This window comes from Agrobacterium larrymoorei, from assembly GCF_037722385.1.
In the GTDB taxonomy this organism is placed as follows: Bacteria; Pseudomonadota; Alphaproteobacteria; order Rhizobiales; family Rhizobiaceae; genus Agrobacterium; species Agrobacterium larrymoorei_C.
This window is the reverse complement of record NZ_JBBKAQ010000020.1, coordinates 61,906-74,993: the sequence shown is the minus strand read 5'-3', so window position 1 is coordinate 74,993 and position 13,088 is coordinate 61,906. Positions and strand designations below refer to the sequence as shown.

Sequence of the window (13,088 nt, the reverse complement as noted above, 5' to 3'; positions counted from 1 at the left end):
TGACGCCTCATTTGTTATAACATTACATTTTTAGCTCGAAAGAAGGGCGGTCAGCGCCGCCCTTTTAGTTTCATCAGATCAGGACAGGCAATTTTTCAATGAGGTGGCGATGCCGCGCATCAGCTTGAAATAGAGATCGGGTCCTGCTTCCAGCGTGCCGGCTTCCGGATCTAGCGTGCCGGACTTCGCGTTTGTGCCTTCGATCACAACGTTGACAAGCTTCGGCTCGAACTGCGGTTCGGCGAACACGCAGGTCGCGTTGAGTTCCTTGACCTTAGCCTGGACCTGTTTGATGCGGTCGGCACCCGGCATGTTTTCAGGGCTGACGGTAATGGAGCCTGCTGTCTTCACCCCATAACGGTGCTCAAAATACTGGTAGGCATCATGGAAAACGATGAAGGGCTTATCCTTGATCGGAGCGACTGTGGCCGCAAGTTCCTTGTCCAGCACGTCGAGATTATCGACCAGTTTCTTGGTGTTCTCCTGATAGGTCTTGGCGTTAGCCGGGTCCGCGGTCATCAGCGTCTTCTCAATCTCGGTTGCCATGGCCTTTGCGTTGGCAGGATCCAGCCAAAGATGCATGTCGTATTCGCCGTGGTCGTGACCGTCTTCATGGGCGTGCTCGTGCTCACCCTCATGCGCGTGATCGTGGCTCTTCTCGCCCTCATGCGCATGATCGTGAGCCTCATGATCATGGCTGTCGTGATCATGCCCTTCATGGTCGTGCTTATCGTCACCCTCATGGGCATGATCGTGGCCTTCATGCTCTCCATGATCATGGGCCTCAAAGGGGCCGCCTTCGCGGAATTTCAGCCTTTCGATGCCGGGCGCATCGTCGAGTTCGACGACGGTTGCCTTGCCTGCCAGTGACTCCAACGGCTTTTCAAGAAACTTTTCCAGCCCTTCGCCGACCCAGAAGACGACATCTGCATTCTCCAGTGCCTTGGCGTTGGATGGCTTGAGGCTATAGGTATGAGGAGAGGTGCCGCCATCGACGATGACCTGAGGCTCCGCGACACCTTCCATAATGGCTGCCACCAGCGAGTGGATCGGCTTGATTGACACGACGACATTAGGCGCGGCCATGGCGTTGGAGGCGCCGATCATGGCGGCAGAGGCGAGGAGGAGGGCGGCGAGTGACTTCATACGGTATGCTCCACTTGTATCGAAGTGTAATGTTATTACATAAGTTGCGTAACGCTATAACGTATGCCATAGCCATGTGCAACAGCCGCAATCGGAAAATCCCATGCTTCATTCTCCGGCCAAAAACGACGGAAATCTCGTCTCCCTGTCCAGTGCAGGTGTGAGACGCAGCGGGCGTTGGCTGGTGCGCGGCGTCGATTTTTCCGTTCGTCGTGGCGAGATCGTGACGCTGATTGGGCCGAACGGATCTGGCAAGTCCACAAGCGCCAAAATGGCGATAGGCGTGATGAAGCCGGATGAAGGAAAGGTCGAGCGTTTGGCTGGCCTGAAGGTCGGCTATGTGCCGCAAAAGCTTTCCGTAGACTGGACGATGCCTTTGACCGTCTGGCGGCTGATGACGTTGACCGGAGCCTTGCCGCCAAGGGAAATCGACGCGGCGTTGAATGCCACCGGCATTGCGCATCTCGCCAAGGCCGAGGTCCAGCATCTGTCGGGTGGAGAGTTCCAGCGTGCGCTTCTGGCGCGTGCGATTGCCCGCAAGCCCGATCTGCTGGTTTTGGACGAGCCTGTGCAAGGTGTGGATTTTTCCGGCGAGATTGCGCTTTACGATCTTATCAAGACCATCCGCAATTCCACCGGCTGCGGCATTCTCCTGATCTCGCACGACCTGCATGTCGTGATGGCGGAGACAGATACGGTCATCTGCCTGAATGGCCATGTCTGCTGCCGAGGTACGCCGCAGGCCGTCAGCCAGAGCCCGGAATATATGCGCCTCTTCGGCGGGGCGGCTGCCAAGGGACTGGCAGTCTATAGTCACCATCATGATCATACGCATCTGCCGGATGGACGCGTGATGCATTCCGATGGCTCGGTGACGGACCATTGCCATCCGGAGGATGGGCATCATCACGATCATGACCATACGCGTTCTCATTCCGAGGGGGATCACCATGATCACGAGGATGCTTGTGGCTGTGGCCATCATCATCATGCCGAACATACTGGCGATGCCCCCGGAGTGAAACATGTTTGACGACTTCTTCATCCGCGCCATCTTCGCTGGCGTCGGTGTTGCGCTGACTGCCGGGCCGCTTGGCTGTTTCGTTGTATGGCGACGTATGGCTTACTTCGGCGACACGATGGCGCATTCGGCGCTACTCGGTGTGGCGCTTTCGCTGTTACTTCAGCTCAACCTGATCGTCAGCGTCTTTCTTGTGGCGTCGGCCGTGTCTCTGCTGCTGCTTTTATTGCAGCGCCGCCAAGCTTTGTCGGCCGATGCGCTGCTTGGCATCCTGTCGCACTCCGCGCTTGCTTTCGGCCTCGTCATCGTTGCCTTCATGACATGGGTGCGGATCGATCTCGTTGCTTTTCTGTTCGGCGATATCCTCGCCGTCTCGATCACTGATATTCAGATGGTCTGGGGCGGCGGCATTCTTGTGCTCTTGGCGATCGTCTATCTGTGGAAACCGCTTCTCGCCTCCACAGTCAATGCAGAGCTCGCTGAGGCCGAAGGACTGCGGCCGGAACGCTCCAAACTTCTCTTCATGCTGCTGATGGCACTCGTCATTGCCATTGCCATGAAGATCGTCGGCATAATGCTGATCACGTCGCTGCTGATTATCCCGGCCGCAACGGCCAGACGCTTCTCTTCGACCCCGGAGATCATGGCGGTCTTGGCGTCTCTCATCGGTGCTGTCGCCGTCATTGGCGGACTGATGGGATCGCTGCAATATGACACGCCGTCCGGCCCGTCGATTGTCGTTGCCGCCGTCTTGCTTTTCGTCTTGAGTCTCTTGCCTGTGCCGGGACGGTCGCGCAGTGCCGAGCAGGGAGTGAGCTGATGAACATGAATACGAATGCCAAGACGCTGACGCGCAACCAGTCACTGGTCTATGATGCGCTGTCGCGATCGCAGGCGCCGCTGAGTGCCTATGTCATCCTCGACAAACTGAGAGACAGCGGCTTTCGCGCGCCTTTACAGGTCTATCGCGCGCTTGAGAAGCTGATTGAGTTCGGTCTGGTCCATCGCCTGGAGAGCCTGAACGCTTTCGTGGCCTGTTCCCACACCAGCGCTGATTGCTGCACGCATCATCATGGCACGGTGGCTTTCGCCATTTGCAATGCCTGTGGTCAGGTCACGGAGTTCCATGATCACGCGATCGATCATCGGCTGGGTGATTGGGTCAAGGGACAGAAGTTCAAGGCGGAAAAGACCACGATCGAGATCCGTGGTCTTTGCGAGGCCTGTGCGGCCTAGTTGTAAGAGCAGGAGCCTGGATGCTAGGCGGGCAGCCTAGACAGGCTTCAGTTCTTCGGCAAAGCGCTTCCAGTTGGCCACGTATTTTTCTGCCGACTTTCTGATGCCGTCTGCCGCCTTTTCGTCCAGCGTGCGGACGACACGCGCAGGGGAGCCGACGATCAGGGAATTGTCGGGAAACTCCTTACCCTCGGTGACGAGCGCGTTGGCGCCGACGAGGCAATTCTTGCCAATCTTGGCGCCATTGAGGATCGTCGCACCCATGCCGATCAGGGAATTGTCGCCGATCGTGCAGCCATGAATGATGGCGTGGTGTCCGATGGTACAGTCCGCTCCGATCGTGGCGGGGAAGCCCGGATCGCTGTGGACCATCACACCTTCCTGGATGTTGGTGCAACGACCGACAGTCATGGGCTCGTTATCGCCACGCAACGTTGCGCCAAACCAGATGCCGACATCCTCGCCTAAAGTGACCGAGCCGATGACGTTCGCATCGGGTGCGATCCAGTGTCGGTCGGGTGAGGGCAGGTTGGGCACTCTGCTTCCGAGACGATAGACGGGCATTGGGCTTCCTCCGACTTCTTTAGGCTGTATCAGACGACCTTGACCGTCAATGTACCGACGCCATCCACGCCGCATTCCATCGTGTTGCCTTTGACGATCGGGCCTACGCCTGCGGGGGTGCCAGTCATGATCACATCGCCAGCGGCAAGTGCAAAGACTTTCGACAATTCGGCGATTATTTCCGCTGTCTTCCAGATCATCTGGTCTAGATCGCCGGATTGCTTGCGTGCGCCATTCACATCGAGCCAGACTGCCCCCTTGTCCGGGTGTCCGATCTTGGAGGCTGGAACAAGCGGGGAGATGGGGGCGGAGAATTCGAAGGCCTTAGCGCCTTCCCAGGATCGTCCCATCTTCTTCAGCGTATCCTGCATATCGCGGCGTGTCATGTCGATGCCGACACCATATCCCCAGACATGATCCAGCGCATTCTCGACGGGAATATTCGACCCGCCGCTCTTCAGTGCTACAACGCATTCGACCTCATAATGGACGTTTGATGAGAGGTCCGGGTAGGGAAAGTCCTGGCCTGCGGGCAGGAGGTTGTCTGGGTTCTTCTGGAAGAAGAAGGGAGGCTCGCGTGATGGATCGTGGCCCATCTCGATGGCGTGGTCCGCATAGTTACGTCCAACGCAATAAACCCGTCGCACAGGAAAGGTCTCGTTCGTGCCGTCAACAGGCAGCAGAACGGGTTGGGGAGCAGGGATAACGGTTGCGGACATGATGGCACTCCTTCTTAAGGAGTGGTGTTGTCCCGCAATTTCAGAGTGATTTCCAGTCCAATCTTGTGGGATACCCGTGTTCAAGATAAAAGCCAAACGACACAGCCGCCCGCAATGATGAAGGCGCCGATCACGGCAAGAAGCCTTACAAGACCCGCATTTGTGTTACTGTCAGCACCAACGATGCTCCAGTAAAGGGACTTCTCGTCGGTTTTTTCGCTCATGGTGATCTCCCATAAAGTTTAGTGGCAATGCATTTCCCGAACATAGCCCGCGTGCAAGGGTTCCGGAATTTGCATCGCGGATTTGAAAAGACGCGGGTGGATCACGCAGTCATTCCGCCTTATATGGGCGCGAAGTTCCCCTCTTCATAAACGCATGTCGAGCAGGAAGACGAACCGGTAATCAGGAATTGGCCGACGCTATGACGATGACTTCTCAACGCACGGACGGCGCGTCACATTACGCGCGTGGAAAAGTATTTGCCGTAGCACCGATGATCGACTGGACGGACACGCGCTGCCGGTTCCTGCATCGTCAACTGTCGGAGCATGCGCTTCTCTACACCGAAATGATCGTGGCTGACGCCATCATCCATGGCAAGCGCGACAAGCTGCTTGAGTACCACCCTCAAGAACATCCCGTGGCGTTGCAACTTGGCGGTTCGGATCCCAGCAAGCTCGCCGAGGCCGTCAGGATTGCCTCAGACTTCGGCTATGACGAGATCAATCTCAATGTCGGCTGTCCCTCCGACCGCGTTCAGTCCGGCACTTTCGGCGCGTGCCTGATGCGCGAGCCTGAAACTGTTGCGGCTTGCATCGAGGCGATGAAGGCCGTGGCGACGGTGCCTGTTACGGTCAAGTGCCGTATCGGCGTGGACGACCAGGAGCCGGACGCTGTTCTTCCAGACTTCATTGCACGCATGGTTGCCGCAGGGGCGGATGCCGTCTGGATCCACGCCCGCAAGGCATGGCTTCAGGGACTGTCACCCAAAGAGAACCGCGAAGTGCCCCCGCTGGATTACCAGCTGGCCTATCGCATGAAGCAGGAATTTCCCGATCTGTTCATCGGTATCAATGGCGGAATTACCGATCTCGATCAGGCGGAGGAGCATCTGAAGCATATGGATGGCGTGATGCTCGGTCGCGCCGCTTATCACAACACCTCCATCCTTGCCGACGTCGATCACCGGATTTATGGCGCACAGCCACGCGAACTCGATCCGACTGTTTTGCGTGATGCGATGATGGCCTATGCGGAGGATTACATGGACAAGGGCGGGCGCCTGAACCACGTGACCCGGCATATGGTCGGGCTGTTTCAGGGACTGCCAGGCGCGCGGCGCTTTAGGCAAATACTCTCCAGCGATGCGACCAAGCCGGGTGCTGGCTCCGAGGTGATCGCAGCGGCCTTCGGCGCTATAGAGTTCGATCGGACGCCGGCAGCGATCGACGCCTGATCCGTCTGTCGCCTAGACGAGGGTCTGCAACAATTGCGCGCCGTTCGGCGCGTTGACCTTGCCGCCGGTGATGAAGAAGGCGAAGACATCGCGCGGCGTCTTTTCGGCTTTTCTGTGCGGCGAGATCATCGGAAGATCGTCGGGCGCGCCGCCAGCTGCATAGGTCTTCAGGCGCTCGCTCCACGCCTTCACATCCTTCTCGGGATAGCAGCTCTCGATATCGTCTTCACCCTTTTGCAGACGACAATAGACGAAATCCGCCGTCACATCCGGCAGCATCGGATAGTCGGGATGATCGGCGCAGACGACGGCGACATTGTGCTTTGCCAGTAACTCGATGAATTCCGGCACCTGGAAGCTGTCGTTGCGCACTTCGACGACATGCTGCAGCCGCAGACCATCCTGCTTTTCCGGCAACAAGGCCAGGAAAGCAGCAAAATCGTCCGGCTCGAATTTCTTCGTCGGCGCGAATTGCCAGAGTATCGGGCCGAGATGATCGCCAAGTTCGGTCAGCCCCTGGGTGAGGAACTTTGTCATCGATTCCTCTGCCTCGGCCAGAACCTTCCGATTGGTGACGAAGCGACTGGCCTTCAGCGAGAAAATGAAACCATCCGGCACCTCGGACGCCCATTTGGCAAAGGTCGCGGGCTTCTGGCTGCCATAATAGGTTCCGTTTACCTCGATCGCCTTCAGCTTGGAGCTTGCATATTCCAGCTGGCGCTTCTTCGTCAGCTTCTCGGGATAAAACGTGCCTTCCCAAGGCACGAAGGTCCAGCCACCAATACCGGCACGGATCATTCCCGACTTGCTCATCTGTCTCTTCCCATAAAAGCGCAGTGGTTCAGGGCGCGGCGGATTACTCCGCCGCCTGAATGTTCTTCTCAGGATGACGCTCCAGCAATTCCTTCAAGAACTGTCCGGTGTAGGAGCGCTTCTCCTTGACGATCTGCTCCGGCGTTCCTGCAGCCACCACCTCGCCACCACCGGTGCCGCCTTCCGGCCCGATGTCGATGATGTAGTCAGCCGTCTTGATCACCTCGAGATTATGCTCGATGACCACGACCGAGTTGCCCTGGTTGACCAGCTCATGCAGCATTTCCAGGAGCTTCTTCACGTCGTGGAAATGCAGCCCTGTGGTGGGCTCATCGAGAATATAGAGCGTCCGGCCAGTGGAGCGCTTGGAGAGCTCCTTGGCAAGTTTCACGCGCTGCGCTTCGCCGCCTGACAGCGTGTTGGCCTGCTGGCCGACTTTGATATAGCCGAGACCGACATCGAAGAGCGATTGCAGCTTGTCGCGCACCGCAGGCACGGCGGCGAAGAACTCGACGCCTTCCTCCACCGTCATATCCAGCACATCGGCGATCGACTTGCTCTTGAAGGTCACATCAAGCGTTTCGCGGTTATAGCGCTTGCCATGGCAGACATCGCAGGTGACATAGACATCCGGCAGGAAGTGCATCTCGATCTTGATCACGCCATCGCCCTGGCAGGCTTCACAGCGTCCGCCCTTGACGTTGAAGGAGAACCGTCCCGGCGCATAGCCGCGTGCCTTGGCTTCAGGCAGACCGGCAAACCAGTCACGGATCGGCGTGAAGGCGCCGGTATAGGTTGCCGGGTTGGAGCGTGGTGTGCGACCGATCGGCGACTGATCGATATCAATGACCTTGTCGATGAACTCGAAGCCATCGATACGATCATGTTCGGCGGGAATTTCGCGTGCGCCCATGACGCGGCGTGCAGCGGACTTGTAGAGCGTCTCGATCAGGAAGGTGGACTTGCCACCGCCAGATACGCCCGTGACCGCGGTGAAGACGCCGAGCGGCACCGCGGCCGTGACGTTCTTCAGGTTGTTGCCGCGTGCACCGACGACCTTAATTTCCTTGCCCTTCTTCGGCTTGCGCCGTTCGGCAGGGACGGGAACGCCCATTTCGCCGGACAGATACTTGCCCGTCAGCGAGTTCGGGTTGGCCATCACCTCCTGCGGCGTGCCCTCGGCAATGACCTGACCGCCATGGATGCCGGCAGCTGGCCCAATGTCGACCACGTAGTCCGCCGTCAGAATGGCGTCTTCGTCATGCTCGACGACGATGACGGTGTTGCCGATATCGCGCAGATGCTTCAGCGTCTCCAGCAGACGAGCATTATCGCGCTGGTGCAGGCCAATGGATGGCTCGTCCAGAACGTAGAGAACGCCGGTAAGGCCTGAGCCGATCTGTGACGCGAGACGGATGCGCTGGCTCTCACCGCCGGACAATGTGCCGGAGTTGCGCGACAGGCTGAGATAATCGAGCCCGACATCGTTGAGGAAGCGGAGACGCTCGCGAATTTCCTTCAAGATGCGAACCGCGATTTCATTCTGCTTGGTGTTGAGCTTTTCAGGCAAGCCCTCGAACCAGTCGCGGGCGACCTTGATGGACATCTGCGTGACTTCGCCAATATGCAGCTTGTTGATCTTGACCGCGAGCGCTTCCGGCTTCAGGCGATAACCGGAGCAGGCCGGGCAGGGGGCTGCCGACATGTAGCGTTCGATTTCCTCACGCGCCCAGGCGCTGTCCGTTTCCTTCCAGCGACGTTCGAGATTGGGCACGATGCCTTCGAAATTCTTGACCGTCTTATAGGAGCGCGCGCCGTCCTGATACTGAAACTCGATCTTCTCGTCGGTACCTTGAAGGATCGCTTTCTTGGCCGCATCCGTCAGGTCGTTCCAGCGGCTGGAAAGCTTGAAGCCAAAGGCTTTGCCGAGTGCTTCCAGGGTTTGATTGTAATAGGGCGAAGAAGACTTGGCCCAGGGCGCGATCGCCCCGTCTTTCAACGTGCGGGCGGGCTCCGGCACGATCAAAGCGTCATCGACCTTCTGCTGCGATCCCAGACCATCACAGGTGGGGCAGGCGCCAAAGGGGTTGTTGAAGGAGAAGAGGCGCGGCTCGATTTCGGGAATGGTGAAGCCGGAAACCGGGCAGGCGAATTTCTCCGAAAACAGCACGCGCTCATGCGTTTCGTTGAGCGACTTGTTCGCGGAGCCACCAGCGGACGTTTCTTCCGCAGGTAGCGGCTTGTCGGCGAACTCCGCGACAGCCAAACCGTCCGCCAGCTTCAGGCAGGTCTCAAGGCTGTCAGCCAAGCGCGCGGCCATATCCGGACGTACCACAGCGCGATCAACAACCACGTCGATATCGTGCTTGTATTTCTTGTCGAGGGTTGGAACGTCGGCGATCTCGTAGAACTGACCGTCCACCTTGACGCGCTGAAAGCCCTTCTTCATCAGTTCGGCGAGCTCTTTCTTGTACTCGCCCTTACGCCCGCGCACGATGGGCGCCAGAATATAGAGACGCGTACCCTCTTCGAAGGCGAGAATGCGGTCGACCATCTGGCTGACTGTCTGGCTCTCGATCGGCAGCCCGGTCACAGGCGAATAGGGGACGCCGACACGCGCGAAGAGAAGGCGCATATAGTCGTAGATTTCCGTGACAGTACCGACAGTCGAGCGTGGATTGCGTGAGGTCGTTTTCTGCTCGATGGAGATCGCAGGCGATAGACCCTCGATCTGATCCACATCCGGCTTTTGCATCATCTCCAGGAACTGGCGCGCATAGGCGGAAAGGCTCTCCACATAGCGGCGCTGTCCCTCGGCATAGATGGTATCGAAAGCCAGCGACGACTTGCCGGAACCGGAGAGGCCCGTCATGACGATCAGCTTGTTGCGCGGCAGATCAAGGTCGATACCTTTGAGATTATGCTCACGCGCGCCGCGGATAGAAATCGTCTTCAATTCACTCATGACAAGGCTCTGGATTTCGGATGTTTGGACGGATCGGTTCTTATGTCATCATCGGGAACGGCGTGTCGAGGCGATTGACGCTCCGCGATAGTCTGGCCGGGCGCAACTTCGTCCGGGGAATGCTTCTAGACCTGCTTGACTCACTCATGATGCCTTAATAGAACAAAAAAGGAACATATTGCAACCGTACCCGTTGGCAAGAACATTCCTTGTGGATTGTCGTTCCATTCGCTGCCCATCTCGGCGGACGATGGTCTATGGTGCGCGGGACTTTTGAACAGGAAAATGCCGTTCATGACGTTCGGCAGACAGGAAGATAAATATGGCTGGCAGCGTAAACAAGGTTATTCTGATCGGAAATGTCGGCGCTGATCCGGAAATTCGCCGCACGCAGGATGGCCGCCCGATCGCCAACCTGCGCATCGCGACGTCAGAAAGCTGGCGCGACCGCAATTCCGGCGAGCGCAAGGAAAAGACCGAATGGCATACGGTTGTGGTCTTCAACGAAGGCCTGTGCAAGGTCGTCGAGCAATACGTCAAGAAGGGCGCCAAGCTTTACATCGAAGGCGCGCTGCAGACCCGCAAGTGGCAGGACCAGACCGGCAACGATCGTTATTCAACGGAGATCGTTCTTCAGGGCTTCAACTCGACGCTGACCATGCTTGACGGTCGCGGCGAAGGCGGTGGCCGTGGCGGAGACTTCGGCGGTGGTGGCGATTATGCCGGCGGCGGTGGTTCATCGTATGGTGGCGGCAGCGGCGGCGGAAATTATGGCGGCGGTTACGACCAGCAGCCATCCCGTGGCGGCGGAGCGTCACGCGGTGGCCAGTCCTCTGGCGGCAACTTCTCCAACGATCTCGACGACGATATCCCGTTTTGATGATGGCGGTTGAGACGCGCGTTATTTTGCGCGCTCATGCCTATTGATAAGACAAAATGAAGGGGTGGCGGTTACGCTACCCCTTATTTTTTAAGCCATTGAGAGAGACGCATATGCCAGACCAGACATCACCTTTGCCGCAACCCGCAACTTGGCGGATCGTGCTGGCTTTCATCCTCGATTTCTTCACGGCATTTTGGGTGCTGGGCTTCCTAGTCGCGTCGATCCTTGGCGGCCGCACCGAAAACGGCTTCGAGCTGAATGGCCTTTCGGCCATCGTCTTCTTCGCCTCCATCATCGCCTACTTCGTCGTCTTCAACAGATATCTCGGTGGCACGATCTGGAAGCGGTTGCTGAAGGCGAAGCGGTGAGCGCCAACTAACCTAAGTGTCTTGCGACGTTGCAACTAAGGCGGTCACTGATAGGTGACGTCTTCCCAAGTCGTCATGGATGCATCTTGGCGCCCCTGCAGATCTTGTCGACGATCTTTTTATCGAAGCGCACCGCAAGACCCACGAGCTTTGCATTGTCCGGTGCGAATTTCGCAAAAACCTCTCGATTGGCCGCATCGTGACCCGTTGCGAACATCTCTTCGATGTAAGCTGATGCCGTGACATTTCGCTCCAGCGTTCGCCGGTGAATGGTTCTCAGTGTCTCTTGATCAGCGGTCAGAACCACGATTGGCTGGATGGACATCGGATTGTAGACATTATCAGTGGCATCCCGATATGGTTCGCCGATGATTGCGGGCGATTGGGCGATGATGCCGCTTGTCAGAAAAGCGGTAACGTTGAGTTTTTGCCACGTAGCAAGGTCATCGCGAATGATGATCGCGATTTTGGTGTCGAACATGTCTTACTCCTTTGACGGTATCGAGGACATCGAGCAACTAGCGGTGCAGCGGGCTCTGGGTCTTGAACGTTCGTGCGTGGAATTTCAGCCCGGCGTGCGGGTGGTTGCGGAAAGAAAAGGCATTGAGCGCACCGAGGTTCGGTTTCATGGCAATGGTTTCACGCCGCATCGACACGATACCTACGCCTTGGGGCTCACGCTTCACGGTGTGCAGACCTTTCGCTATCGTGGCATCGAGCGCTTCAGCATGCCGGGAAACGTGATCGTGCTGCATCCCGATGAAGTGCACGACGGGGCAGCTGGAACGGATGCCGGGCTGATCTATCGCATGGTCTACATGCCACCCGAACTCATCGGTGCTATTGACGGGTACTCTCGCTCATTGCCATTCGTGACGAATCCTGTTGTTGCCAATGCGGAGCTGTCACGTGCGCTCGCCTACATTTTATCGGATCTTGAGCGCGAGCCGGATGATCTAGCCAAGGATGATGCCATTCAACGGATTGGGACAATTCTGTCTCGTGAAGCGGGAGAGCCTCGCAAGCGGGTTAGCAAAGTCGCGCAATCGGCAGTCCTGCGAGCGCGTGACTTTCTTCTTAGCCATAGTGATGAGCCGGTTCGATCAGCCACACTGGAGGACATCACCGGCCTGGATCGGTACGCTTTGGCGCGGCACTTCAGGCAGGTTCTTGGCACCAGCCCGCACCGCTATCTCGTGATGCGCCGACTCGGTCGGGCAAAACAGTTGTTGGTGGGTGGCAGCAGCTTGGCTGGCGCGGCGGTGGAGGCGGGGTTCGCGGACCAAGCTCACCTCACGCGCCACTTTCGCGATGCCTTTGGCATTACGCCTGGACGGTGGCTGGCGTTGCAAGAACGAAAGAATTGAAGCCACTGATGGGCTGCCGGGGCGGGATGCGAAGCCTCGAAAACACGGTCAACGGATGGTTAAGCAAATGCGGCTATTGTGATTCCAGTAGCGCGTTTGAAGGCTGTTTTCAGAGTATGTGGACGAAGCATCACAAGAAAAGACGGTTTGGCCGTCTTGTTGTTCCAGCGATTACGGTCGCCTTTCTTTCCTATTTCGGCTATCATTCCGTCCATGGCGATTTCGGGCTGGAAGCTATGGAGCGCCTTGAGCGTCAACGCATCGCTCGAACGGCTGAGCGAGACAAGATCGTCAAGACGCGGGTAGCGCTTGAGCGGCAGGTGGAATTGATGAGCGACGGGTCGCTTGAGCGCGACATGATCGACGAGATTTCGCGCTACCAGTTGAACATGTCGAAACCGAATGAAATCGTCATCATGAACGGATATATGTGATTAACCGACTTTCGGTTAATCGCGGAATTTATTTTTATTTACAGTCGTTTACTTAGAATATGTGCCATGCGTTTATGGCATTGCTGTGGCGACCTTTTCTGCATATGTTACGC

Annotated in this window: 15 protein-coding genes; 8 read left to right on the top strand and 7 right to left on the bottom strand. The window is 57.4% G+C overall.

The annotated features are described in order from the left end of the window. Positions 1–78 precede the first annotated feature (78 nt). Positions 79–1,146, bottom strand: a complete 1,068-nt coding sequence (locus WKI41_RS19330; protein WP_340195102.1) for a zinc ABC transporter substrate-binding protein — start codon at positions 1,144–1,146, stop codon at positions 79–81. Positions 1,147–1,249: 103 nt separating this feature from the next. On the opposite strand from WKI41_RS19330, the gene znuC reads away from it, so the two are divergent. Genes znuC through WKI41_RS19315 form a run of 3 tightly spaced genes read left to right on the top strand, consistent with a single transcriptional unit; the run spans position 1,250 to position 3,403 of the window. After that, entirely contained in the window at positions 1,250–2,179 is a 930-nt protein-coding gene (znuC, locus tag WKI41_RS19325) for a zinc ABC transporter ATP-binding protein ZnuC (RefSeq protein WP_340195101.1), read from the top strand. Beyond that, complete coding sequence (gene znuB / locus WKI41_RS19320) at positions 2,172–2,987, top strand: zinc ABC transporter permease subunit ZnuB (RefSeq protein ID WP_340195100.1); 816 nt, start codon at positions 2,172–2,174, stop codon at positions 2,985–2,987. Before znuC ends, znuB begins: the two co-directional genes overlap by 8 nt. A 5-nt stretch (positions 2,988–2,992) precedes the next feature. Further along, positions 2,993–3,403: a Fur family transcriptional regulator gene (locus WKI41_RS19315; protein WP_340195490.1), complete on the top strand. Its 411-nt coding sequence runs from the start codon at positions 2,993–2,995 to the stop codon at positions 3,401–3,403. A gap of 36 nt (positions 3,404–3,439) precedes the next feature. Here WKI41_RS19315 and WKI41_RS19310 read toward each other — a convergent pair whose 3' ends face one another. The 3 genes from WKI41_RS19310 to WKI41_RS19300 all read right to left on the bottom strand — a co-directional run bounded on the left by WKI41_RS19310 (position 3,440) and on the right by WKI41_RS19300 (position 4,910). After that, positions 3,440–3,967, bottom strand: a complete 528-nt coding sequence (locus tag WKI41_RS19310) for a gamma carbonic anhydrase family protein (protein ID WP_340195099.1) — start codon at positions 3,965–3,967, stop codon at positions 3,440–3,442. A 29-nt stretch (positions 3,968–3,996) separates the two neighbouring features. Next, a complete protein-coding gene (locus tag WKI41_RS19305; protein ID WP_340195098.1) occupies positions 3,997–4,686 on the bottom strand; it encodes a fumarylacetoacetate hydrolase family protein in 690 nt (229 codons plus the stop codon). 80 nt (positions 4,687–4,766) lie between these two features. Then, on the bottom strand, positions 4,767–4,910 hold the full coding sequence (locus tag WKI41_RS19300; protein WP_340195097.1) for a hypothetical protein: 144 nt from the start codon (positions 4,908–4,910) through the stop codon (positions 4,767–4,769). A 206-nt stretch (positions 4,911–5,116) separates the two neighbouring features. Here WKI41_RS19300 and dusA point away from each other — a divergent pair, with 206 nt between their 5' ends. After that, complete coding sequence (gene dusA / locus WKI41_RS19295) at positions 5,117–6,145, top strand: tRNA dihydrouridine(20/20a) synthase DusA (RefSeq protein WP_340195489.1); 1,029 nt, start codon at positions 5,117–5,119, stop codon at positions 6,143–6,145. Between the two features lie 12 nt (positions 6,146–6,157). On the opposite strand, the gene WKI41_RS19290 is transcribed toward dusA, so the two are convergent. Both WKI41_RS19290 and uvrA read right to left on the bottom strand, forming a co-directional pair. Next, on the bottom strand, positions 6,158–6,958 hold the full coding sequence (locus WKI41_RS19290; protein WP_340195096.1) for a DUF72 domain-containing protein: 801 nt from the start codon (positions 6,956–6,958) through the stop codon (positions 6,158–6,160). 43 nt (positions 6,959–7,001) lie between these two features. Next, positions 7,002–9,923: an excinuclease ABC subunit UvrA gene (gene uvrA / locus WKI41_RS19285; protein ID WP_340195095.1), complete on the bottom strand. Its 2,922-nt coding sequence runs from the start codon at positions 9,921–9,923 to the stop codon at positions 7,002–7,004. Positions 9,924–10,245: 322 nt separating this feature from the next. Here uvrA and WKI41_RS19280 point away from each other — a divergent pair, with 322 nt between their 5' ends. Then, positions 10,246–10,803 (top strand): single-stranded DNA-binding protein, encoded by a 558-nt coding sequence (locus WKI41_RS19280; RefSeq protein ID WP_340195094.1) that lies wholly within the window; start codon positions 10,246–10,248, stop codon positions 10,801–10,803. A gap of 113 nt (positions 10,804–10,916) precedes the next feature. After that, positions 10,917–11,174, top strand: coding sequence for a hypothetical protein (locus WKI41_RS19275; RefSeq protein WP_340195093.1), 258 nt, complete (start codon positions 10,917–10,919; stop codon positions 11,172–11,174). Between the two features lie 73 nt (positions 11,175–11,247). On the opposite strand, the gene WKI41_RS19270 is transcribed toward WKI41_RS19275, so the two are convergent. Next, positions 11,248–11,655 (bottom strand): DUF2000 family protein, encoded by a 408-nt coding sequence (locus WKI41_RS19270; protein ID WP_340195091.1) that lies wholly within the window; start codon positions 11,653–11,655, stop codon positions 11,248–11,250. Between WKI41_RS19270 and WKI41_RS19265 the strand changes: the two genes are divergently transcribed. After that, positions 11,627–12,541: an AraC family transcriptional regulator gene (locus WKI41_RS19265; RefSeq protein WP_340195090.1), complete on the top strand. Its 915-nt coding sequence runs from the start codon at positions 11,627–11,629 to the stop codon at positions 12,539–12,541. The genes WKI41_RS19270 and WKI41_RS19265 overlap by 29 nt on opposite strands. Before the next feature lie 116 nt (positions 12,542–12,657). After that, entirely contained in the window at positions 12,658–12,975 is a 318-nt protein-coding gene (locus WKI41_RS19260; RefSeq protein WP_340195089.1) for an FtsB family cell division protein, read from the top strand. Positions 12,976–13,088 lie beyond the last annotated feature (113 nt).

Bases quoted from the DNA above. Each gene is read 5' to 3' on its own strand.
- WKI41_RS19265 (WP_340195090.1), top strand. From the start codon at position 11,627: ATGATGATCGCGATTTTGGTGTCGAACATGTCTTACTCCTTTGACGGT.
- WKI41_RS19300 (WP_340195097.1), bottom strand. From the start codon at position 4,910: ATGAGCGAAAAAACCGACGAGAAGTCCCTTTACTGGAGCATCGTTGGT.
- znuB (WP_340195100.1), top strand. From the start codon at position 2,172: ATGTTTGACGACTTCTTCATCCGCGCCATCTTCGCTGGCGTCGGTGTT.
- znuC (WP_340195101.1), top strand. From the start codon at position 1,250: ATGCTTCATTCTCCGGCCAAAAACGACGGAAATCTCGTCTCCCTGTCC.
- dusA (WP_340195489.1), top strand. From the start codon at position 5,117: ATGACTTCTCAACGCACGGACGGCGCGTCACATTACGCGCGTGGAAAA.
- uvrA (WP_340195095.1), bottom strand. From the start codon at position 9,923: ATGAGTGAATTGAAGACGATTTCTATCCGCGGCGCGCGTGAGCATAAT.
- WKI41_RS19310 (WP_340195099.1), bottom strand. From the start codon at position 3,967: ATGCCCGTCTATCGTCTCGGAAGCAGAGTGCCCAACCTGCCCTCACCC.
- WKI41_RS19315 (WP_340195490.1), top strand. From the start codon at position 2,993: ATGAATACGAATGCCAAGACGCTGACGCGCAACCAGTCACTGGTCTAT.
- WKI41_RS19290 (WP_340195096.1), bottom strand. From the start codon at position 6,958: ATGAGCAAGTCGGGAATGATCCGTGCCGGTATTGGTGGCTGGACCTTC.
- WKI41_RS19330 (WP_340195102.1), bottom strand. From the start codon at position 1,146: ATGAAGTCACTCGCCGCCCTCCTCCTCGCCTCTGCCGCCATGATCGGC.
- WKI41_RS19305 (WP_340195098.1), bottom strand. From the start codon at position 4,686: ATGTCCGCAACCGTTATCCCTGCTCCCCAACCCGTTCTGCTGCCTGTT.
- WKI41_RS19280 (WP_340195094.1), top strand. From the start codon at position 10,246: ATGGCTGGCAGCGTAAACAAGGTTATTCTGATCGGAAATGTCGGCGCT.
- WKI41_RS19260 (WP_340195089.1), top strand. From the start codon at position 12,658: ATGTGGACGAAGCATCACAAGAAAAGACGGTTTGGCCGTCTTGTTGTT.
- WKI41_RS19270 (WP_340195091.1), bottom strand. From the start codon at position 11,655: ATGTTCGACACCAAAATCGCGATCATCATTCGCGATGACCTTGCTACG.
- WKI41_RS19275 (WP_340195093.1), top strand. From the start codon at position 10,917: ATGCCAGACCAGACATCACCTTTGCCGCAACCCGCAACTTGGCGGATC.